Source organism: Pseudomonas sp. GM41(2012), assembly GCF_000282315.2.
Lineage (GTDB): Bacteria > Pseudomonadota > Gammaproteobacteria > Pseudomonadales > Pseudomonadaceae > Aquipseudomonas.
Genome location: NZ_AKJN02000006.1, coordinates 188,446 through 208,318 on the forward strand (window position 1 = coordinate 188,446; position 19,873 = coordinate 208,318).

At 58.7% G+C, this 19,873-nt stretch carries 17 protein-coding genes and 1 pseudogene; 6 read left to right on the plus strand and 12 right to left on the minus strand.

Annotation, left to right across the window (positions count from 1 at the left end):
* Window positions 1–52 precede the first annotated feature (52 nt).
* The 6 genes and pseudogenes from PMI27_RS32395 to PMI27_RS24720 all read right to left on the minus strand — a co-directional run bounded on the left by PMI27_RS32395 (window position 53) and on the right by PMI27_RS24720 (window position 7,346).
* On the minus strand, window positions 53–766 hold the full coding sequence (locus tag PMI27_RS32395) for a methyl-accepting chemotaxis protein (RefSeq protein WP_443200779.1): 714 nt from the start codon (window positions 764–766) through the stop codon (window positions 53–55).
* A gap of 144 nt (window positions 767–910) precedes the next feature.
* Window positions 911–1,936 (minus strand): annotated as a pseudogene (locus PMI27_RS32400) (HAMP domain-containing protein); the annotation flags it as partial.
* A gap of 165 nt (window positions 1,937–2,101) precedes the next feature.
* Window positions 2,102–3,622 (minus strand): acetaldehyde dehydrogenase ExaC, encoded by a 1,521-nt coding sequence (gene exaC / locus PMI27_RS24735; RefSeq protein ID WP_024164529.1) that lies wholly within the window; start codon window positions 3,620–3,622, stop codon window positions 2,102–2,104.
* A gap of 76 nt (window positions 3,623–3,698) precedes the next feature.
* Complete coding sequence (gene phnX / locus PMI27_RS24730) at window positions 3,699–4,526, minus strand: phosphonoacetaldehyde hydrolase (RefSeq protein WP_008154449.1); 828 nt, start codon at window positions 4,524–4,526, stop codon at window positions 3,699–3,701.
* A 39-nt stretch (window positions 4,527–4,565) separates the two neighbouring features.
* A complete protein-coding gene (locus PMI27_RS24725) occupies window positions 4,566–5,906 on the minus strand; it encodes an MFS transporter (protein ID WP_008154447.1) in 1,341 nt (446 codons plus the stop codon).
* 273 nt (window positions 5,907–6,179) lie between these two features.
* Window positions 6,180–7,346, minus strand: a complete 1,167-nt coding sequence (locus PMI27_RS24720) for a 2-aminoethylphosphonate--pyruvate transaminase (protein ID WP_008154445.1) — start codon at window positions 7,344–7,346, stop codon at window positions 6,180–6,182.
* On the opposite strand from PMI27_RS24720, the gene PMI27_RS30210 reads away from it, so the two are divergent.
* A complete protein-coding gene (locus PMI27_RS30210; RefSeq protein ID WP_081757390.1) occupies window positions 7,345–7,644 on the plus strand; it encodes a hypothetical protein in 300 nt (99 codons plus the stop codon). The genes PMI27_RS24720 and PMI27_RS30210 overlap by 2 nt on opposite strands.
* Before the next feature lie 72 nt (window positions 7,645–7,716).
* Here the strand turns inward: PMI27_RS30210 and phnX (PMI27_RS24715) are convergent, their stop codons facing one another.
* From phnX (PMI27_RS24715) to PMI27_RS24690, 6 genes are all read right to left on the minus strand, one after another.
* Complete coding sequence (phnX, locus tag PMI27_RS24715) at window positions 7,717–8,544, minus strand: phosphonoacetaldehyde hydrolase (protein ID WP_008154443.1); 828 nt, start codon at window positions 8,542–8,544, stop codon at window positions 7,717–7,719.
* 86 nt (window positions 8,545–8,630) lie between these two features.
* Window positions 8,631–9,503 (minus strand): LysR substrate-binding domain-containing protein, encoded by an 873-nt coding sequence (locus PMI27_RS24710; RefSeq protein WP_008154442.1) that lies wholly within the window; start codon window positions 9,501–9,503, stop codon window positions 8,631–8,633.
* A gap of 54 nt (window positions 9,504–9,557) precedes the next feature.
* A complete protein-coding gene (locus PMI27_RS24705) occupies window positions 9,558–10,853 on the minus strand; it encodes an MFS transporter (protein ID WP_008154440.1) in 1,296 nt (431 codons plus the stop codon).
* 125 nt (window positions 10,854–10,978) lie between these two features.
* The gene (gene psrA / locus PMI27_RS24700; RefSeq protein ID WP_008154438.1) at window positions 10,979–12,070 is read right to left on the minus strand and encodes an iron-containing alcohol dehydrogenase PsrA; all 1,092 of its coding nucleotides are present in this window, start codon (window positions 12,068–12,070) and stop codon (window positions 10,979–10,981) included.
* Between the two features lie 302 nt (window positions 12,071–12,372).
* Window positions 12,373–14,613 (minus strand): xanthine dehydrogenase family protein molybdopterin-binding subunit, encoded by a 2,241-nt coding sequence (locus PMI27_RS24695; RefSeq protein WP_008154437.1) that lies wholly within the window; start codon window positions 14,611–14,613, stop codon window positions 12,373–12,375.
* Window positions 14,614–14,625: 12 nt separating this feature from the next.
* A complete protein-coding gene (locus PMI27_RS24690) occupies window positions 14,626–15,099 on the minus strand; it encodes a (2Fe-2S)-binding protein (protein ID WP_008154435.1) in 474 nt (157 codons plus the stop codon).
* Window positions 15,100–15,534: 435 nt separating this feature from the next.
* Here PMI27_RS24690 and PMI27_RS24685 point away from each other — a divergent pair, with 435 nt between their 5' ends.
* From PMI27_RS24685 to PMI27_RS24665, 5 genes are all read left to right on the plus strand, one after another.
* Window positions 15,535–16,527, plus strand: coding sequence for an aldo/keto reductase (locus PMI27_RS24685; RefSeq protein ID WP_008154432.1), 993 nt, complete (start codon window positions 15,535–15,537; stop codon window positions 16,525–16,527).
* An 80-nt stretch (window positions 16,528–16,607) separates the two neighbouring features.
* Entirely contained in the window at window positions 16,608–17,450 is an 843-nt protein-coding gene (locus PMI27_RS24680; protein ID WP_008154430.1) for an SDR family oxidoreductase, read from the plus strand.
* A 66-nt stretch (window positions 17,451–17,516) separates the two neighbouring features.
* Window positions 17,517–17,933, plus strand: coding sequence for an ester cyclase (locus PMI27_RS24675; RefSeq protein ID WP_008154428.1), 417 nt, complete (start codon window positions 17,517–17,519; stop codon window positions 17,931–17,933).
* A gap of 211 nt (window positions 17,934–18,144) precedes the next feature.
* Window positions 18,145–18,522 (plus strand): DUF1330 domain-containing protein, encoded by a 378-nt coding sequence (locus PMI27_RS24670; protein WP_008154426.1) that lies wholly within the window; start codon window positions 18,145–18,147, stop codon window positions 18,520–18,522.
* Window positions 18,523–18,577: 55 nt separating this feature from the next.
* Complete coding sequence (locus PMI27_RS24665; RefSeq protein ID WP_008154424.1) at window positions 18,578–19,636, plus strand: alpha/beta hydrolase family protein; 1,059 nt, start codon at window positions 18,578–18,580, stop codon at window positions 19,634–19,636.
* The last annotated feature ends 237 nt before the right edge of the window (window positions 19,637–19,873 follow it).

Sequence of the window (19,873 nt, forward strand, 5' to 3'; positions counted from 1 at the left end):
TCTTGTGGTCTGTAACGGGTTTGGAACCCAAGCATTCGGGCCATTGCAACACTCAAATCCGGAAGCGACTGAGCAGTTTGTCCTGTTGGCCGACGTGGTCCACCATCACTGAACATTGACGAACCTGTTTGTCCGCACTGCCGGATACTTCAAGGCTGATGTCGCGGATATTGGTCGTGTTGCGATTGATTTCTTCGGTCGTGGCGCTTTGTTCTTCAGCCGCCGCGGCAATCTGCAGGTTCATGTCATTGATCCGATAAATGGCCTCACGAATGCGCTCGAGGGTGTCATTGGCTGCATTGGCATCCCCGGCCGTCTGGCTGGCCGTGTCGCGGCTCTGCTGCATTTGCACTTGGGCGTGTTTCACGCCCGTCTGCAACTGGTCGATCATCTCGCGTATTTCCTGCGTGGATTGCTGGGTTCGCGAGGCCAGTGAGCGTACCTCATCAGCCACCACGGCAAATCCGCGTCCCGATTCGCCGGCCCGTGCCGCCTCGATGGCGGCATTGAGCGCGAGCAAATTGGTTTGGTCGGCGATGCTGGTGATGACCGCCACGATGGATTCGATGCTTTGACTGAGCGTGGACAACTCATTGATCGCATGACCGGTGGCGTCCATCTCCTCAGCCAGCCGCTTGATCGCCCCCGTCGACCTGGAGACAAGGGCAACCCCGTCTGCTGTTTCCTCGTTGGCAGCGATCGCCGCCTCGGCCGCGGCTTGAGCGTTGCGCGCCACATCCTCGGCGGTCGAGGCCATCTCGGTCATGGCGGTGGCCAGTTGATCCAGTTCTTGTAATTGAACCTGTACGCGGTTGGCTGCCTGATCCGCGTCACACGACGTCGCTGTGGTGCTCTCGCGGACCTGTTGCGAGCTGTTTTTCACATCGCCAATGAGCGTTTTCAGGTTCTGCAGGAACTGATTGAACTCCCCGGCGACCAGCGCAATTTCATCATTGCCGACCACGGGTAGTTGGCGCGTCAGGTCGCCTTCTCCGCGATTGATGTCGGCCAACGAATCCTTGAGTTGATCCAGGGGCCGCAGTAGCCGCCGTACCAGCAGGCCCAGCACCAACAGGCTAATCAGCACGCCCAGGCCAGTACCGATGACGGCCCGCCAACTCAGGGTGTGGGCTGCGGCCATCACGATGTCCTGATCCAGCACCACGCCGATATACCAATCCATCCCCTTGAGATTGGAGAGCGGAATGAAGGACACCAGAAGGGACTTCCCGCCACTGCTGACCTCCTGAAGCTGGCTGTCGAGAGGCAGAGCGCTGCCGGCGAAAAGCTGGTTGTAGGGCTTGCCGTTCAGTTCAGCGTCCGGGTGGGAAATGATGTTGCCATTTTTGCTCAGCAAGAACGCATAACCGGCCCCACCGAAATCCAGTGTATTGATGGCCTCGGCAACTGTGTTCAGGCGGATGTCACCACCCAGTACGCCAAGAAACTGACCCGCATCGCTGATCCTGGTGACGACCGAGATCAGGATTTCGTTGGAGGTCGAGGCCTTGTAGGGCTCGGTTAAAACGGCCTGGCTGCCCGCCTTGCCGGTCGCGTACCAAGGTCGCGAGCGACCATCATAGTCAGGTTTCGGGTTCCAGGATGCGTTGTTCTTGATGGGTTTGCCATCGGACTGAAGGGCACCAAATACCACTTCGAATTGATCCTGCAATATTGGGGATTCGATAATGCGTTGGGTGGCTTCCGGGCTGTACTGGCTGTCGATGGCCTGCGCCGCTAAGTCAATCAGGCGAAGTTTGCCGTTCAGCCAGTTTTCGATCTGACGTGCTACCGCATTGCTCGATTCGGAGATGCTCGCCTCGACCTGGTGACGCAAAATCGTACGTATCTGCTCTACCTGAACCAGCGATAGAAGACTGGTTGTCACGAACAGCACACAAGCAGCCACAAGGCTCACCTTGTAACGGATTTTCATCGAGGACTCCAAAGGATCGATCAAGGGGAGCAGGGCATCCAGTCCTTGAATGTTCGGTGTGTCATTGAGGACGCCATCGCGGGCAAGCCATGCTCCTACAGGTACAACGCGATCCTGTAGGAGCAAGGCTTGCCCGCGATAGCCGTTACGCGGTATCGCGCCGGATCAGAAGAAGCCCAACGGATTGATGTCGTAGCTCACCAGCAGGTTTTTCGTTTGCTGATAATGATCGAGCATCATCTTGTGGGTTTCACGCCCCACGCCGGACTTCTTGTAACCGCCGAACGCGGCATGCGCCGGGTACAGGTGGTAGCAGTTGGTCCACACACGACCGGCCTTGATGGCGCGGCCCATGCGGTAGGCGCGGTTGATGTCGCGGGTCCACAGGCCGGCACCGAGGCCGAACTCGGTGTCGTTGGCAATGGCCAGGGCTTCGGCTTCGTCCTTGAAGGTGGTGATGCTCACCACCGGGCCAAAGATTTCTTCCTGGAACACGCGCATTTTGTTGGTGCCCTTGAGCAGGGTCGGCTGGATGTAATACCCGGTCGCCAGGTTGCCCTCGAGTTTTTCCACCTTGCCGCCGGTCAGCAGCTCGGCGCCTTCGCCCTTCGCGATTTCCAGGTACGACAGGATTTTGTCGAATTGCTGCTCGGACGCCTGGGCCCCGACCATGGTGTCGGTGTCCAGTGGATCGCCACGTTTGATCGACAGCACTTTTTTCATCACGACTTTCATGAAGTCGTCGTAGATCGACTCTTGCACCAAGGCGCGGGACGGGCAGGTGCAGACTTCGCCCTGGTTAAAGAACGCCAGCACCAGGCCTTCGGCGGCTTTTTCGATGAAGCTTGGCTCGGCCTTCATGATGTCTTCGAAGAAGATGTTCGGCGACTTGCCACCCAGCTCCACGGTGGACGGAATGATGTTTTCGGCGGCGCATTTCATGATGTGCGAGCCGACCGGGGTCGAGCCGGTGAAGGCGATCTTGGCGATGCGTTTGCTGGTGGCCAGCGCCTCGCCGGCTTCTTTACCGAAGCCTTGCACCACGTTCAGCACGCCCGGCGGCAACAGGTCGCCGATCAGCTCCATCAGCACGGTAATGCCCAGCGGCGTTTGTTCGGCTGGCTTGAGCACCACGCAGTTACCGGCCGCCAGCGCCGGGGCGAGTTTCCAGGCGGCCATCAGGATCGGGAAGTTCCACGGGATGATCTGCCCGACCACGCCCAGCGGCTCATGGAAGTGATAGGCCGCGGTGTGTTCGTTGATTTCGGCCGAGCTGCCTTCCTGCGCACGGATGCAACCGGCGTAGTAGCGGAAGTGATCCACGGCCAGCGGGATGTCGGCATTGAGGGTTTCGCGCACAGCTTTGCCGTTGTCCCAGGTTTCGGTGACGGCCAGCAGTTCGAGGTTCTGTTCGATACGGTCGGCGATTTTCAGCAGCACCAGCGAGCGGTTCTGAACCGAGGTTTTACCCCAGGCATCGGCCGCCGCATGGGCAGCGTCGAGGGCCTTTTCGATGTCTTCGGCCGTGGAACGCGGGAATTCGGCAATCGGTTGGCCATTCACCGGCGAGGTGGTGGTGAAGTACTGACCGTTGACCGGTGCGACGAACTCGCCGCCGATGTAGTTACCGTAACGGGACTTGAAGGAAACGATGGCACCGGGAGTGCCTGGGTGGGCGTAGTTCATGGTGAGGTTCTCTTGTTGTTTTTTGGTTGCGACCGCCCGTGAGGCGGCCGCTGTCAGTTGCACAAGCCGCTCGGGATCAGGAGCCCTGAGGCGTTTCTCCGCGTGCCAGGCGCGCATTGATGTCTTCAATGACGGCCGGTAGATCGACGATGGTGTCGATCAGGTAGTGCGGGCGAGAGCCTTCGAACATCTTGACGATGCGCGCGCGTTCCTCGGCCAATTCCTCCAGGGACAAATCCTTGAATTCTTCATAGGTCAGGCCCAGTGCGTTGCCGGAACAGGTCAGCGCGACCGTCCACATGCCGGCGCTTCGACCTTCAAGAATGCCCGGCCAGGTGTCGTCGACCTTCACGCAAGCGGCGACGTCGTTGATCCCCAAGGCGATAACGTTGGCCAGCGCCTGGGCCGGGTGCGGACGCCCATTGGGCACTTCGTCAGTCGCCACGACGTAGTCGGCGACGTAGCCATTCTTGCGCGCCAGCTCGACGACTTTCTCCATGACCACCGCTGGGTAACCGGAGCACGAACCGATTTTCAGCCCCTTGTCGCGCAAGGCATCAATCGTATCCAGCGCACCCGGAATCAGCGCCGAGTGCAGGGCGATTTTCTCGATCTGCAGCGGCATGAAGCGCTCATAAAGGGCGGTGACATCGTCATCAGTCGGCAGGCGACCGAAGGCGGCCTGGTAACGTGCGGCGATCTGAGGCTCGTTGCACAAAGTGCGGATGTGGTCCCATTTGCCCATGCCCATCGGTCCACGGGCTTCGGCCAGGGAAACTGCTACGCCAAACTCGGCGAAGGCTTCGACGAAGATTTGAGTCGGTGCGAAGGAACCGAAATCAACGACGGTGCCCGCCCAGTCCAGGACCACGGCTTGCAGTTGGGAAGGTTGTTTGTAGTTCATGATGAACGCTCCAGCGAAGGGTAAGTGGGTACGACGAATTCAGGAGTTGGTGCCGACGATGACCGGTTGTACCGGGATCGAGACAGACAGTTGGCTTTCCACAGTTTTCGGGCGGCTGTTCCAAAACGGCAGCAACATCAAGATGGCCAGGAGTGCAGCGCCGGTGAACACCATGAACACGGTGATGGTGTCGAAGTAACCCGGCAGCAGGCCACCGAGGACTGCACCGACCGAACCACAACCGTTGACGAAACCTGCGGCGGACGCCGCTCCGTCCTTGCTGCCGAAGTCGATGGCCGCGGAGCCGCTGATCATCGAGTCCGGCCCGTAGAGCGTCAGGCCCATCATGAACAGCAGGCCGACCACCAGGTACAGGCTTCCGCTTTGCATGGCGGGAACGAACAGAGCCAGGCAAACGGTGAGGACCACCAGGCTGAGGACGCACACCGGTATACGACGGGCGCCGAAGTATTTATCTGATGCGATACCGATGAGGATGGGACCGATCAGTCCCGCCAGTTCAAAGGAGGTCGGGACGATGGCGGAGGCGACCTTGCCAATCTCGGGCATGCGTTCGTAGATGATGACTGGGCCCCACAGGAGGATGGCGTAGCGCGCGGGCTTGAGCATGAAATAGGCAAGGCCGAGAACCAGCACGGTTCGATTTTTCATCACGGTGCGCAAGCCAGCCCACATGCTTTCGCGCGGAACTACGACATTGCTGACGGGTTCGATCTCGATCTCGACAGGCGGCAGACCTACGTCTTCCGGCTGGTTGCGTTGCAGGAAAAAGAACAACACTGCCACCACCAGCACCACGACAGCGCTGCTGATGAACGCTATGCGCCAGTCGTGGTAGGCGTTGTAGGCCCACCAACCGGCAAACGGAGTGGCCACCATCCCGCCAAAGGCATAAGAGGTGCTCCAGTACCCCAGCACGCGGCCACGCACGCCTGTACTGAAGAAACTGCCGACGTTCTTGCATAGACCTGACCAGCCGGTGGACTGAGCCAGACCTTGTACCAGCATGCAGGAGACGAATATCGGTAAGGTGGCGTAGGTGCCCATGAGCAGGGCTGCTATGGCCGAGACGACGAGGCCGCTCAGTACGACGACTCTTGGGCCGAAGCGGTCAGAGAAGTTGCCCCACAGAAACTGGCCCACGGCATAAGCGGTCAGGTAAAGGGCGTCGAGATTGGCCATCATGGCCTTTTCGAGCATGAAGCTTGGGTCCTCGCCAATACCAAGCTTGGCGACAGAGAACGCTTTGCGGGTGAAGTAGAAGGCGGCATAAGCCACCCAAGTGATCAGGAAAATCTGCACGCGCCAACGCTGAAGAGATTTCCAGCCGCTTGCGAGAGGGCTTGTCGTGTTGTTCATGGTGTACTGATCCCGTATGTGGTGCCAGACAGCGCAAATTGGTCGGTTTTTGTTTTTGTTTTCGGTGCACAAGTCTGTCCAGATGCACGGCATCGATCAGATGGCCGCGAGAATGGCATCAGGCTTCAAGTTATGAATGACTGCGGTCGCTGACTCCTGCCCGGCGCTGCCGAGCGATACGTCACCGAATCCATGGTTTAAAAAAAGATCCCCGCCCAGAGGCGCTACCCATTGCACCTATGCTCGAATCGGCAGGGATCTTGAAAGGGGTCGTCAGGCTGCCGGTTTTGGCATGTCCACGCCCATCGCCACGAGGCTGTCAGCAATGGCGCGCAGCAGTTGGTGAACGATGTATTCGTCGATCTGACCGATGCAGCCGATGCGGAAGCTTTCGGCCTGGGTCAGCTTGCCCGGGTAGATGATGAATTGGCGGGTCTTGAGCTCATCGTAGAAACGCATGAACTCAAAGTTCGGATGCTCGGGGCAAAAGAACGTGGTGATGATCGGCGACAGCCAGCAGTCTTCCAGCAGGGTGCGGAATCCCAGTTCACGCATGCCGCTCACCAGCACGTCGCGGTTGCGTGTATAGCGCGCCTGACGACCTTGCACTCCGCCTTCAGTTGCGTGCTGTTCGAGCGCTTTGTGAAACGCCACCACACTGTGGGTCGGCGGAGTGAAGCGCCACTGACCGGTGCGCTCCATGTAGACCCACTGCTCGTAGAGGTCAAGGGACAACGAGTTGGCGCGACCCTTGGCGGACTCCAGTACGCTGCGACGGATGATCACAAAGCCGAAGCCCGGAATGCCCTCGATGCACTTGTTGGCCGAAGACACCAGCACATCGAAGGGGATTTCTTTGACGGTCACCGGCACAGCGCCGAAGGTGCTCATGGCGTCGATGATCAAGCTCTTGCCGTGGGCCTTCACCACGTCGGCGATCTCGCGCAGCGGGTTGAGGATGCCGGAGCTGGTTTCGCAATGAACCAAAAAGACATGGGTCACGTCCGGATTGGCCGTGAGCAGGGCGTCAACTTCATCGGGCTGCGGTGGCAGGTAGTCGCCCTTGTCCAGAGAGATGAAGGCGCGGCCGAGATACTCCAGGGTTTTGGTGGCGCGCTGGCCGTAGGCGCCATTCATCAGCACCAGGGCCTTGCCATCACGCGGGATGGCGGTGGCCAGGGCGGCTTCAACCGAATAGCTGCCGCTACCTTGCAGAGGCACACAGGCGAAGCTGTCGTCCTCTACGCCGGCCATGCTCAGCAATTGCTGGCGAACTTCAGCGGTGACCTGATTGAAGGCACCGTCCCATGAGCCCCAGTCGCGAAGCATCGCTTCCTTGGTGGCTTTGGAGGTGGTGAGCGGGCCTGGGGTCAGCAGGTAGGGTTCACCCAAAGCTGGAGTTGCCAGCGGTTGAGTGGTCGGGAATTCGGCTTTGGTCATGATCTTCTCCGGCGGTATTGTTTTTGTGGTGAGGAGTGATGCATGGGTGGATATAAACAATGAATTAGAAATAAGAAAAATCGTTTTATTGTATTTCATAAATAAGCTGAGCTTATTAGTGCCGCGTATCGATTTGGCCGATACAAGCCTCGAATCAACCGATTTGAACAATGCATCCAGAGCGGTAACTCTTCGTCTATTTCAGGCATCTACGGTCGGCGAACGAAGAGGGTGGTCGATCATCGAAGCCGCCGAACGCGGCGTGGTACAGGGGGTAGCAGTGGGTCCACAGACATGACCCATGCGATACGCGCGATTGATTCAGTTGTGGCCGTCCTTGGACGGCCACTGTCAGTTTCAACAGGTGGCGTCAGCAACCTTGAGGGGTTTCACCACGCGCCAGGCGGGCATTGATGTCTTCGATGACGGCCGGCAACTCGACGATGGTGTCGATCAGATAGTGCGGGCGAGAACCTTCGAACATCTTGGTAATGCGGGCACGTTCTTCGGCCAGTTTGTCAGAGGACAGGGCCTTGAACTGATCGTAGGTCAAGCCCAGCGCGTTGCCGGAACAGGTCAGTGCGACGGTCCACATGCCTGCGCTACGACCTTCGAGAATGCCGGGCCAGGTGTCGTCGACCTTCACGCAGGCGGCGACATCGCTGATCCCCAAAGCAATCACATTGGCCAACGCCTGAGCCGGGTGCGGACGACCATTGGGCACTTCGTCGGTCGCTACGACGTGGTCGGCGACGTAGCCGTTTTTGCGCGCCAGCTCGACAACTTTCTCCATCACGACTGCCGGATAACCGGAGCACGAACCGATTTTCAGACCCTTGTCGCGCAACGCATCGATGGCGTCCAGGGCACCGGGAATCAGCGCGGAGTGCAGGGCGATTTTCTCGATCTGCAGCGGCATGAAGCGCTCGTAAAGCGCGGTGACATCCTCATCGGTCGGCAGGCGATCGAAGGCCGCACGGTAGCGTTCGGCGATCTGTGGCTGGTTGCACAGCGTGCGGATATGATCCCACTTGCCCATGCCCATCGGACCGCGGGCCTCTTCCAGGGAGACGGCGACGCCGAACTCGCCGAACGCCTCGACGAAGATTTGAGTCGGTGCGAAGGAACCGAAATCAACGACGGTGCCCGCCCAGTCCAGGACCACGGCTTGCAGTTGAGTAGGTTGTTTATAGTGCATGGTGAATCTCCAATTTTGGGTAGGGGAAGGCCGTCCCTCTTGTCACCAGGAGGTAAGCCTATTGATTGTTGAAACGCGTTACGGAATCAGGTGGTCGGTATGGGACTGGAGTCGAACAACTCCGCGATCATCGGCCGGTTCCTGCGAATACCCAGGCAGCACAGGTGGTAGTCGATTGAAAACGGGTGATCGACAAAGGTGATCGGCTTGGTGCCTGGCGTTTCGGCGTACTCGACGGCCGACACGAAACCGATACCGATGCCCTTGGCGATGGCGTGGACAATCGCCTCGCGACTGTTCAATTGCATGACACAGTTCAGATCGACGCCAAGACGCTTGCAGCTTTCTTCCACCAGTTGCCGGGTGCGTGAGCTTTTTTCCCTCAGGACCCACTTTTCGTCGCTGATCTGCTCGACGTACACCTCTTTCTGCCGGGCCCAGGGATGGTCATCGCGAACCACGGCAATAATCGGATAGCGTCGATAGAGCTGCGTATCAAAGCGCTGGTCGAATTCGGAGAGCGCAAGAATCGCCACATCGATGTCGAAGTTGAAAAGCCGATCCAGCGTCTCTTTTTCGGGAGAAAACGACGTTTCCAGTTCAATGTCCGGATGCCGCTGCATCAATTCGTAAGTCAGGTTCATCGCAATGGGCGGGGAGACCGCGCCCAAGCGCAGCATCCCGGTTTTGCGTTGCTTGAAACTTTGCAGAAGTTGCACGGCTTCATCCTCTTGGCCGAACAGGCCCTGGGTGATCGCATAGAGCTTGTGTCCCGCCGAACTCATTTCGATAAACCGGCCTCGGCGATGAAAGAGTTCCACGGAGAACTTCTTCTCCAGCGCGTTGACCTGTTCACTGACAGTCGGCTGACCAACGCTCAGGTACTCGGCGGCGAGGGTGAAACTGCCGGTCTTCGCCACCGCATGAAAGGAACGTAGCCACTTGTGGTACTGGTACATAGAAGATCCTGTTCCTGAGCCGCCGCTGTTGATTCAAGCCTCTGTGCCGGGCCATCAGCGTCTGATGAACAGCGCGACCACCGCACTGCACAGGCATGCAGCCGTAACCACGATGAAGATCAGAGACGTGTTGCCGGTACTGTCGAGCATACTGCCGATCAGCGGTTCCGCCAGGCCGGCGAACAGATAGGACGAGAAGTTCATCACACCGGTTGCCGTGCCCGCGCGCTTTGCGCCGACCAGGTCCGGGCAGAGCGCCCAGAAACTCGACGCCGGGCCGTAGACGAAGAAACCGCAAAGGAACAACGCTACAAGACCGGTCGCGCTATGAGGTGCAAGGGTCCACATCCACAGGCTCGTGCCTGCCCCCAGGAACATGTAGAGCATGATCGCCAGGTAGCGTTTGGAGCCGAACAGCTTGTCCGATATCCAGCCATTACTGAGCGCGCCGATGGCCATGCCCACTGGCAGGGCAACCGTGATCCACTTCGGATCGATCATGCTGTCGCCGCTTTTCCAGTTGGCACCCAGAAAGTGCACCGGTACCCAGACGATCAAGCCATAGCGAGCGGCGTTCTGAAAACCCAGGGACACCGCAGCGATGATCAAACGAAAGTTCTTCAGCACGGCTTTGTAGCGTTGCGCGGAGGTTTCGACTTCGCCGTGTGCCACTTCATGATTTTTGTCATCGGCATTGGCGACGCCGGTATCGGCGAGCGGCTCGAAACCCATGTCCTGCGGACGTTCACGCGCCACCAGGTAGAAAATGATGCCACCCGCCAGCATCAACAGCACGGGCAACCGGAAGATCCAGCGCCACTCCAGATGCATGACCTCAAGCACTACGATGGAGGTCACATAAGAAAGGACCGAGGCGCAACCGGCGGCGAACACATAAAAGCCATAGACCTTGCCGCGCTCACCGGCGCTCCACCAATTGGAGATCAATCGACTGCCTGGCGCCCAGCCCAATGCCTGGAAGTATCCATTGATGCCCCAGGGCAGGATCAGCGCGGAAAAACTACTGGCGAAGCTGGTCGCCCAGTTGGCGCCGCAGGACAGTACGGCGCCAAGGGTCATGATGCGTCGGCCGCCGAACTTGTCGGCGAGGTTGCCGTTGATGGCCTGGCCAATGGCATAGGCCCAGAGCATCGCAGCCGATGCCCACCCAAGGTGTTCCTTGGTAAAACCGAACTCGGCCTGAATGCCTGGAATGGCAAAACCGAAGGTTTGCCGTCCCGTGTAGAAAAACAGATAACAGAACATCGCCGCCAGCAGCATGCGCCACTGGGCGACTCGAAACGACGAGGTGGAGACTGCGATACCTGGCATGGTTTGGGCACGATTCATGATCTTTTCCTTATTATTGTTCGGTCCCTCCGAATGGCGTCGGAGGGTGCACTCTTTTGTGGGTGCAGCAGGAAATCGTCGCGGTTCGTTACGCCGCTGGCGGTGCTTGGTTGGGCTGGCGGATGTCAGGCGGCTTGTGAACCGATGAAGTTCTTGCCGCGTGCGCCTTGCATGGCGAAATTGATCATCTCTTCAGCCTCCTTTGCCGTGACGCCGTAGTCGGCAAATTCGGTTTTCACGTCAAGGCTGTGCAAGAACTCGCGCAACTGGCTTTGGGCCTTGTGCAAGTCATTGCCGAAAATTCGCTGAAGCGTTCGGTCGCGTGCTTCGTCATGGCCCCAGGCAAGGCCCAGAACCAGCGGGAGGGTGAAGGAGCAGGCGATGCCATGCGGTAGGCCATAGCGCAGGGTCATTTCGTAAGAGATCGAATGGGCCAGTGCAGTTTTGGTATTGGAAAATGCCATCCCGGCTTTGAGTGCCGCGAGCGCCATCCTGGAGCGCAGCTCTTTGTTGGACAAATCACGGCGCAGCAATGGCAAGCAGTGCAGGATGTCCTCAATGGCAGCGATAGCGTAGGTGTCCGAAATCGGATTGGCATTGATGTTCCAGATCGACTCCAGCGCATGCGACAGGGCATCGAGGCCCGTAGACACGGTGACGCCGGCCGGAACCGTCAGCATCAACTGCGGATCGACAATGGCTACTTTCGGCCAGGTGCATTCCAGGTGCAGGGAGTATTTCTTGTGGCTGGCAGAGTCCCAGATAGTCGCCCATGGTGTGACTTCGCTGCCGGTACCCGCCGTGGTCGGGGCTGCAATCAGTAACTTGCTGCGCGCCGGGACGAAGGGTTTACCGGTTGCCAGCAACGCGAGCAACTCATCGAAGCAACCCGATTCGGTACCCACAATCAACGCCTTGGCGGTGTCGATGGCGCTGCCACCGCCTACGGCAACGACCGTATGGCAGTCGCCGGCTTCCTGCCAAAAACGCTCATAAGTATCGCGTAACTGGGCCACGTCCGGATTGGGCTGGACATCCTCGATGATGTACACCAATCGATCGCCCAGCAGGTCCTGAATGCGATCCACTAATCCCAGCCCACGAGCTTCGGGAAAGGTCACAAGAGCGACTTTCTGGTTTTCAGTGATTTCGGCAAGTTCGAGAAGGCTGCTCCAGCCGAAGCGGGTATCAACCGGATTATGGAAGCGGGCAGTCATGGCGGGGCCTTTATTTTTGTTGTTGAAGGTGGCCCATGATCGAGGACCCTCAACAACAGCTCAAATCGATAAATCGCAGGCTTTCATCGGCTGAGCCGATAACAGATCCAAGGGGGGGCGTTGGTTGCGCGTGAAGGATTGAGTGGTGGGTCCCGCGCTGGATGGCGTTTGCGCAATGCGCTGGACACCGCACCGCGACGATCAGCGTGAGGGAGATGTCGACCCGCTCAGTTGGATCACCCTTTCAACCGCCCCCGACCCAAAGTAGACACGTAATCGCGTGTTTCTTTTTGCGAGCCCTGTCACGTCAGCTTGAAGGGCAGCTCACGCACCGGCTTACCGGTGAGGCGTGCGACTGCATTCGCAAAGGCGGGGGCCAACGGCGGCAGGCCGGGTTCACCCATCCCGGTGGGTGGCTCAGCGCTTGGCACGACATGAATGGAAAACTCCGGCATATCGGTGATGCGCGGAACGCTGAAATCAGCAAAATTACTCTGCTGTACGACACCCTCTTTCAAGGTGATGGCACCGCCCGGCAGGCACATCGACAGCCCCATAACGGCGGCACCTTGTACTTGGGCCTCAACACTGCGCGGGTTGACGACCAGGTTGCAGTGCACGCCAGCGGTCACATGGTGCAATACCGGACGGCCGTTCTGCACCGAGGCTTGCACAACGTATGCGACTACCGAACTGAATGACTCGTGTACCGCAATCCCCCATGCACGACCAGCAGGCAACTCGCGTTTGCCGTACTCGCTCTTGTCCACCGCCAGTTGCAACGCAGCGCGATGACGCGGACTTTGATCGGCAAACAGTTTCATCCTGTAAGCCACAGGGTCCTGTTTGGTTGTTCGGGCGATCTCATCGATCAACGTCTCCATCACGAAGGCTGTGTGGGTGGAGCCCACACTGCGCCACCACAACACCGGCACGTTGAGTTTTGGGTGATGCACCGTCAAGCGCATTGGCAGTGGGTAGGGATCGCGCAGACCTTCCGTTGTCGTGGGGTCTATGCCGTTTTTCACCCGTCCCCCGAACATGGTGCCACTGATGATGGACTGTCCTACCACGACGTGGTCCCAGGCCAGCACCTTGCCGCTGTCGTCAAAACCGATCCGGGCGCGGTGCAAATGCATAGGGCGGTAATAGCCGCCTTTGATATCGTCCTCGCGGCTCCACAGCGTGCGCACCGGTACATTTAAACCGGCCATTCGCGCGGCCTTGGCCACCTCGCATGCCAGCACCACAATGTCGCTGGTGGCTATGCCTCGCCGGCCAAAACCGCCGCCAGCCGTCTGCACATTGATTTGAATTTGCTCGGGCTTGAGGTTTAGTACGCGTGCGGCCGCGGCGCTGTCGGCCCCGGCAAACTGGGTACCCACCCATAACTCGCAGCGTTCCTCGGACAGTTTGACTGTGCAGTTCAACGGTTCCATTGGCGCATGGGCCAGGTAAGGAAACACGAACTCGGCCTCTAATTGATGGGGTGCTGTTTCCAGTGGCGCCATGTCCGCCTCGAATAGCGTTGGACCAGGACGACCCGCGAGCTCCCGGTAGTCGGCCAACTGCTTTTCGCTATCGACCCTCTCAACAGTTGACGTATCCCATTGCAGTTTCAGTGCATCACGCCCTTGTTTGGCTTGCCAGTAACCGTCAGCGATGACAGTCACGCCTTCGGCCCCCCCATCAAGCGGGACGCGCAGCACTGCCTTCACGCCGGTAATGGCGCGTGCAGCGCTGTCATCCAAAGAGGAAATTCTGGCACCGAATACCGGCGGTCGGGCCACCACGGCAGTCAACTGTCCCGGCAGTTTCATGTCGATGCCGAAATCCTGCTGGCCACTGCTTTTGGCTTTGGCATCGATGCGGGTGGTGGCATGGCCAATGATTCGGAAGTCTTTGGGATCCTTGAGCGTGATCGTTTCGGGCACGGGCAGCGCCATCGCGGCCTCGGCCAGTTCACCATAGCTCGCTTTGCGGCCTGCCGGGCCGAACACCATTCCAGATTGCGTGCTCAGGCTGGCCACATCCACGTTCCAGCGCGTGGCCGCCGTGGCGAGCAGCATGGCGCGAGCGCGGGCACCCAGTTCGCGGTACTGGGTATAGCTGTTCTTGATCGAATTGGAACCGCCAGTAAGGTGCATGCCAAAGAGTGGGTCCTGGTAGGCAATGTCGCTTGTGCCGTTGCGACTGCGCACGAGACTCCAATCAGCATCAAGCTCTTCTGCGAGGATCATCGGTAGGCCAGTCTGCACGCCCTGACCGAACTCCAACCGGTTGATGGTTACGGTGACTTCCCCATTGGGCGCTATCTGCACGAATGCCGAGGGTTGTTGACTCGGCTTGAGAGGCTCTGCGCGGTTGTCGCCAGGCTGTTGTGCCAAGGCCAGCTGAGGAAATGCCCCCAGCGCTAGGCCGCCGACACCAAGGATTTTCAGGAAGCTGCGGCGGGGGAGTGTGGTGGGGCCGTCGATCTGGTCGCGCTCGAGCATGTGTTGCAATACGCGGGGGAGCTCGTCTGGGTAGGTGTCGTTGAACATGGCAAGCTCCAGTCAGGCGAGGGCTTTGGCGGCATCAGCCACCGCCGCGCGGATACGAGCGTAAGTGCCACAGCGGCAGATGTTGCCAGCCATGGCCGAGTCGATCTCGGCCGCCGTGGGCTGCTTGCCCTTGGGTTGGGCCTTGAGGAAAGCCGTCGCGCTCATGATCTGGCCGCTCTGGCAATAGCCGCATTGCGCGACGTCGTGTTTGACCCATGCCTCGTGCACGGCTGTACCCACCGGGTCACTGCCATTGGTTGCTGCTTCGATGGTGGTGATCTTCCTGCCCTCGGCGGCCGCGATAGGCGTGACGCAGGAACGAATGGCCTGGCCATCAAGGTGAACAGTACAAGCGCCGCATAGCGCTACGCCGCAGCCAAACTTGGTGCCGGTCATGCCCAGCGCGTCGCGCAGAGTCCAGAGAATCGGGGTGCCAGGGTCTACGTCAACCGTGTAGTCACGGCCATTGATATTGAGGGCGCTCATAGTGGGACAGCTCTCCATGAATGAGTGGGATCAGTGTTCCGGGCGTTTACCCACTGTAGCGCCGTACTTCCTGGATCGATTGCGCGATCCGCTTCAATGATTGCCCAATTTGACGGATGAGCTGAGCGTCACGAGCGCGACCAAGACGCTTGAAATTCTTCAATCGGTGATTGAATCAGGCAATGAAAGAGGTAGATCGGGCAACTCTTTGAGCTATTGGTCGACGCATACTTCAAGCGTTGGATCTACCGAACAGGACTCACCATGGAAAAGGATAGAAAGACTCCTGGAGCAAGCGCCCAGGCTCTACGAACCCTCAGTCGTCGTGACGTGCTGATCAACTCGGCCATCGTTGGCACTGGATTGGCCGTCAGCCCTTTGTCGTGGGCCACCACATCGGACCGCACTCATGGCACCTTTGATGGAGGACCTGTCATGCAGCAGCGCAAACTTGGCAACCTGGTTGTCTCTGAGTTGGGCTCGGGATGCATGAGCATCAGCGCCAACTATGGCCCGGCGGCGGACAGGGCTGAAGGCATCAAGCTGATTCGCAGCGCCCATGAAAAGGGCGTCACCTTCTTTGATACGGCTGAAGTCTATGGCCCGCATACCAACGAAGATCTGGTCGGCGAGGCGCTTGCCCCTTTTCGTGATCAAGTGGTCATCGCCACCAAGTTTGGTTTCGACATCGAAGCCGGCGGTCTCAATAGCCGTCCTGAACATATCAGGGCAGTGATTGAAGGTTCGCTCAAACGGCTGCGCACGGATCGCATTGATCTTTACTACCAGCACCGAGTCGACCCGTCAGTACCGATCGAAGAGGTCGCGGGGGTGATCCGGGATCTGATCAAGGAGGGCAAGGTGTTGCATTTCGGTCTCTCCGAAGCGAGCGCCAGCACGATTTGTCGGGCGCACGCCGTCCAGCCGGTGACGGCTGTTCAAACCGAATACTCGCTGATAGAGCGAGACGTGGAGCGAAACGGCGTGCTTGCAGCGTGCGAGCAGCTCGGGATCGGTTTCGTGCCATGGGGGCCGCTAGGCATGGGCTATTTGCCAGGCACCCTGAATGGTCGAACCCGGCTCGATCCGAAGACGGACCTGCGAGCTGGATTCGACCGTTTCAGCCCTGAGAACCTGGCAGCCAACACCCCGGTCATTGATTTCCTCAAGGCGTTTGCCAAACGCAAGGGCGCCACTCCCGCGCAGATCTCGCTGGCTTGGCTGCTGGCCCAGAAGCCCTGGATTGTTCCGATTCCAGGTACACGCAGATTGGATCACTTGGAAGAGAACCTGGCCTCTGTCAGCGTTCAATTGACGTCCGCAGACCTGAGTGAGATCCACACGGAGCTGTCCAGGTTCAAGGTGCACGGCGGTCGAATGAATGAAATGCAGATGCGTGTTGTCGATGAGACAGATTCGTCATTTTAGGCAATGAATGCGCCGATTGATGCAGCAAGCAAAAGGGGAGGCTCGGCACAATAGGTGCTCGTTAGAAGAGGAACAATCACATGCCTGAGAGAAAAGTTTGGTTTATCACCGGTGCTGGCCGTGGACTGGGTGTAGACATCGCCAAAGCGGCACTCGCTGCCGGACATGCCGTCGTTGCCACCGGCCGGGATGCCGGGAAAGTGCTGGCGGCAATCGGCGAGCATGAAGACTTGCTGACCCTCAAGCTCGACGTTACCCGTCCCGATGATGCCCAAGATGCGGTCGAGGCCGCCATCGGCAAGTTCGGGCGGATTGACGTACTGGTCAACAACGCGGGTAACTTCTATGCGGGTTTCTTCGAAGAGCTCAGCCCGGAACAGGTGCGCAGCCAGATAGAAACACTGCTGTTTGGACCGATGAACGTCGCTCGTGCAGCACTGCCGGTGATGCGCAAGCAGCGCTCCGGTCTGCTGCTGACGATTTCCTCCACGGCGGGCATCGCTGGCGGCATGTTCTGTACGGCTTATGCGGCAGCGAAATTTGGCCTCGAAGGATGGATCGAGTCGCTCGCGCCAGAGATCGCCCCCTTGGGCATACGCACGATGTTGGTCGAGCCCGGTTTCTTCCGCACAGAACTGCTGACGGCCGATTCCACCACCTACGCGCTCCCCTCCATCAACGACTATGCCCAGCGGACGCGAGAGACCGTCACGGCCTGGAGTGGCATGGACGGCAAACAGGGCGGTGACCCTGCCAAGCTCGCCAACGCGATTGTGCAGCTTGCAGGGCTCGACGAGCCGCCGGTTCGTTTCGCCGCGGGCGCCGACGCGGTGCAGACCTTCGAGGCCAAGGCCAACGCGCTACTGGCACAGGCCGACGCCTATCGTCAGCTGTCGTCCTCTCTTGCTCACGACGATGCCTGACGCTCGTCAACATCTCATCCATCGCCGGCCGTTTACAAACGACTGACAAAGAAAGGGGAAACCAACATGGAAACGGGATCAAAAAAGCTTCTGATGAAGCGCTTCACTGATTTCATAAACACCGCGAGCGATGAGTTGGCCGGGGAGCTGATCTCCCCGCAGGCGATGTTTTTCGTTCCGGGGCGTTCTGAGCCTTTGCAGGGGCCGGACGGCTATCAGCAGATCATCGCGATGATGCGCGCTGGCTTTCCGGATATTCAGTGGACGCTTGAGGAACTGATTGTTGAGGGCGACAGGGTGGCCGCGCGCTTTACGATGCGCGGTACGCATCTTGGCAGCTTCCTGGGTGTTCCACCCTCCGGCAAGACTATCGAGGTCAAGGCGGTCAATTTCTATCGGTTCGCCGATGGTCAAATCGTTGAAGAGCATGGTCAGCCTGACCTGCTGGGTTTGCTGCAGCAGATCGGTGCGGTACCGCTATAGGTTCACCGTCGGCCTCAGGTGTCCATGCATCCGTAACCGGACACCTGTTTAGCGTCAATTCGCTGAATCAGGCAGTAGAAGCAGCAGAACCGGCAACTCCCTCCTGGCACACCCTCACATACTTTGAAAACCACGATGGCCCATCGATGACCAATCCGGCTCGTCTGGGGTTTCGTTCTGTCCGTTATTCAAGTTCATGGGAGTTCATACGATGAAAAAATGGGTCACCGCTTCTGTCACTGCAATCACGTTCGCGTTTGCCGGTCTCTGTCTGGCGCAGGATCCAACACCACACGGCTACATGATCGCCAACTACCAGATCAACGATCAGGCGACCTTCCAACGCTACATGGAAGCCGCAGGTCCGCTGGCACCGAAGTACGGTGGCAAGGTGATTGTTTTCAACCTCAATGCCACGGCTGTTGAAGGAAAACCCAAGTCGGTGATGGCCATTGCCGAGTTTCCAAGCCTTGCCGAGGCTCAGCGGTTCTACCACTCGCCGGAGTACACCGCGGCTAAAAAACTTCGAATGGCCGCTACCGAAGGCTCCGTCGTCATTACCGAAGGTTATATGCCTGCACCGCAGTAATCCGACGCCAGGTCTTTGCAGTCCCAACCCCTTCAGCAGATGTCCGGAGCCTGACATGAACGAGCCACTCGATATGCCATTCCCCCCAGCCAACGCGCTTTCGCAAAGCCGCCGCAACATGCTCAAAGTCGGAGCAGCGCTGGCCACACTGCCTGTGATCGCCTCGACCCTGTCCTTTGCCCAAGCTGCGGAGCAACAAAACATGACCGTCACCACAGAAGACCCATCCGACGCGTTCATTAACGGTCTCGCGGATTTGATGGCGCACTCGACACGTACGCCGATTCTGCGCTGGCCGAACGAATACGGTATGGAGTACGAGGAAATCTTCTTCCCGGCAATGGATGGCGTGACCATTGAAGGCTGGTTCATTCCTGGTAAATCCAACCGTTTGGTGATCTGCAATCATCCGATGCCGTGCAACCGTTATGGTTACCCTGGGCACTTGGCGCCCTGGACCGACTTCGGCGGCTTCGAGGTGAACTTCCTCCCCGAGTACAAGGTTTTGCATGATGCGGGCTACAACATCATTGCCTACGACCTGCGCAATCATGGTCGTAGCGGCACGGGCAGTGGCGGTGTCAACGGTCACGGGGTGCTGGAGTACCGCGATGTGGTGGGTTCGCTGCGCTACGCCAAATCCCGACCGGATACAAAAAACATGAAGACGGTGCTCTACAGCCGCTGCCTGGGTGCCAACGCCACCATCGTCGGGATCAAGAAGCACCCGAAAGAATTCAAGCACGTCAAAGCGCTGGTGGCGCTGCAGCCGGTAACGCCAAGGGTGTTTGTGGAAACAGCGGTGGAGCGGCAAAAAATTGCTAATGGCGTCGATCGCTTCGATGCCGCGCTGCATCGACGCACCGGCTATCACCTGGCGGATGTCTGGCCCATGGAATATGCCAAGGCTGTGACCTTGCCGACCTTTGTCGCTCAAGTGCGCGATGACTTCCTGACCAAGCCCACTAACGTTCAGGAGATCTTCGACACCCTGTCTTCCAAAGACAAAGAGCTGTTCTGGATCGAAGGAACAGACCTTAGATTTCAGGGTTACAACTACTTCGGGCAGCACCCTCAACTGATCCTGGACTGGTTCGACAAGCACATTGCCTGACGTTGCCTGCGAACACCGCGACCACCCGAATCCGTGCATCATCGCTCGCGACCTCCACCGCCCGTTGCGCGTTGTGGGCATACTGCCGAGGATCCGACTGCCAGGCCGATTCATCGAATGCGCAGCAACTGCAGGCGGCGGGTGTTGCTCTGGATGATCGGCCGCACGTCGACTACATCTTTCATCGACTGTAGCGGCTTCATTGGATCAGGCATTAAGATGGCCTGAAATGCTTTG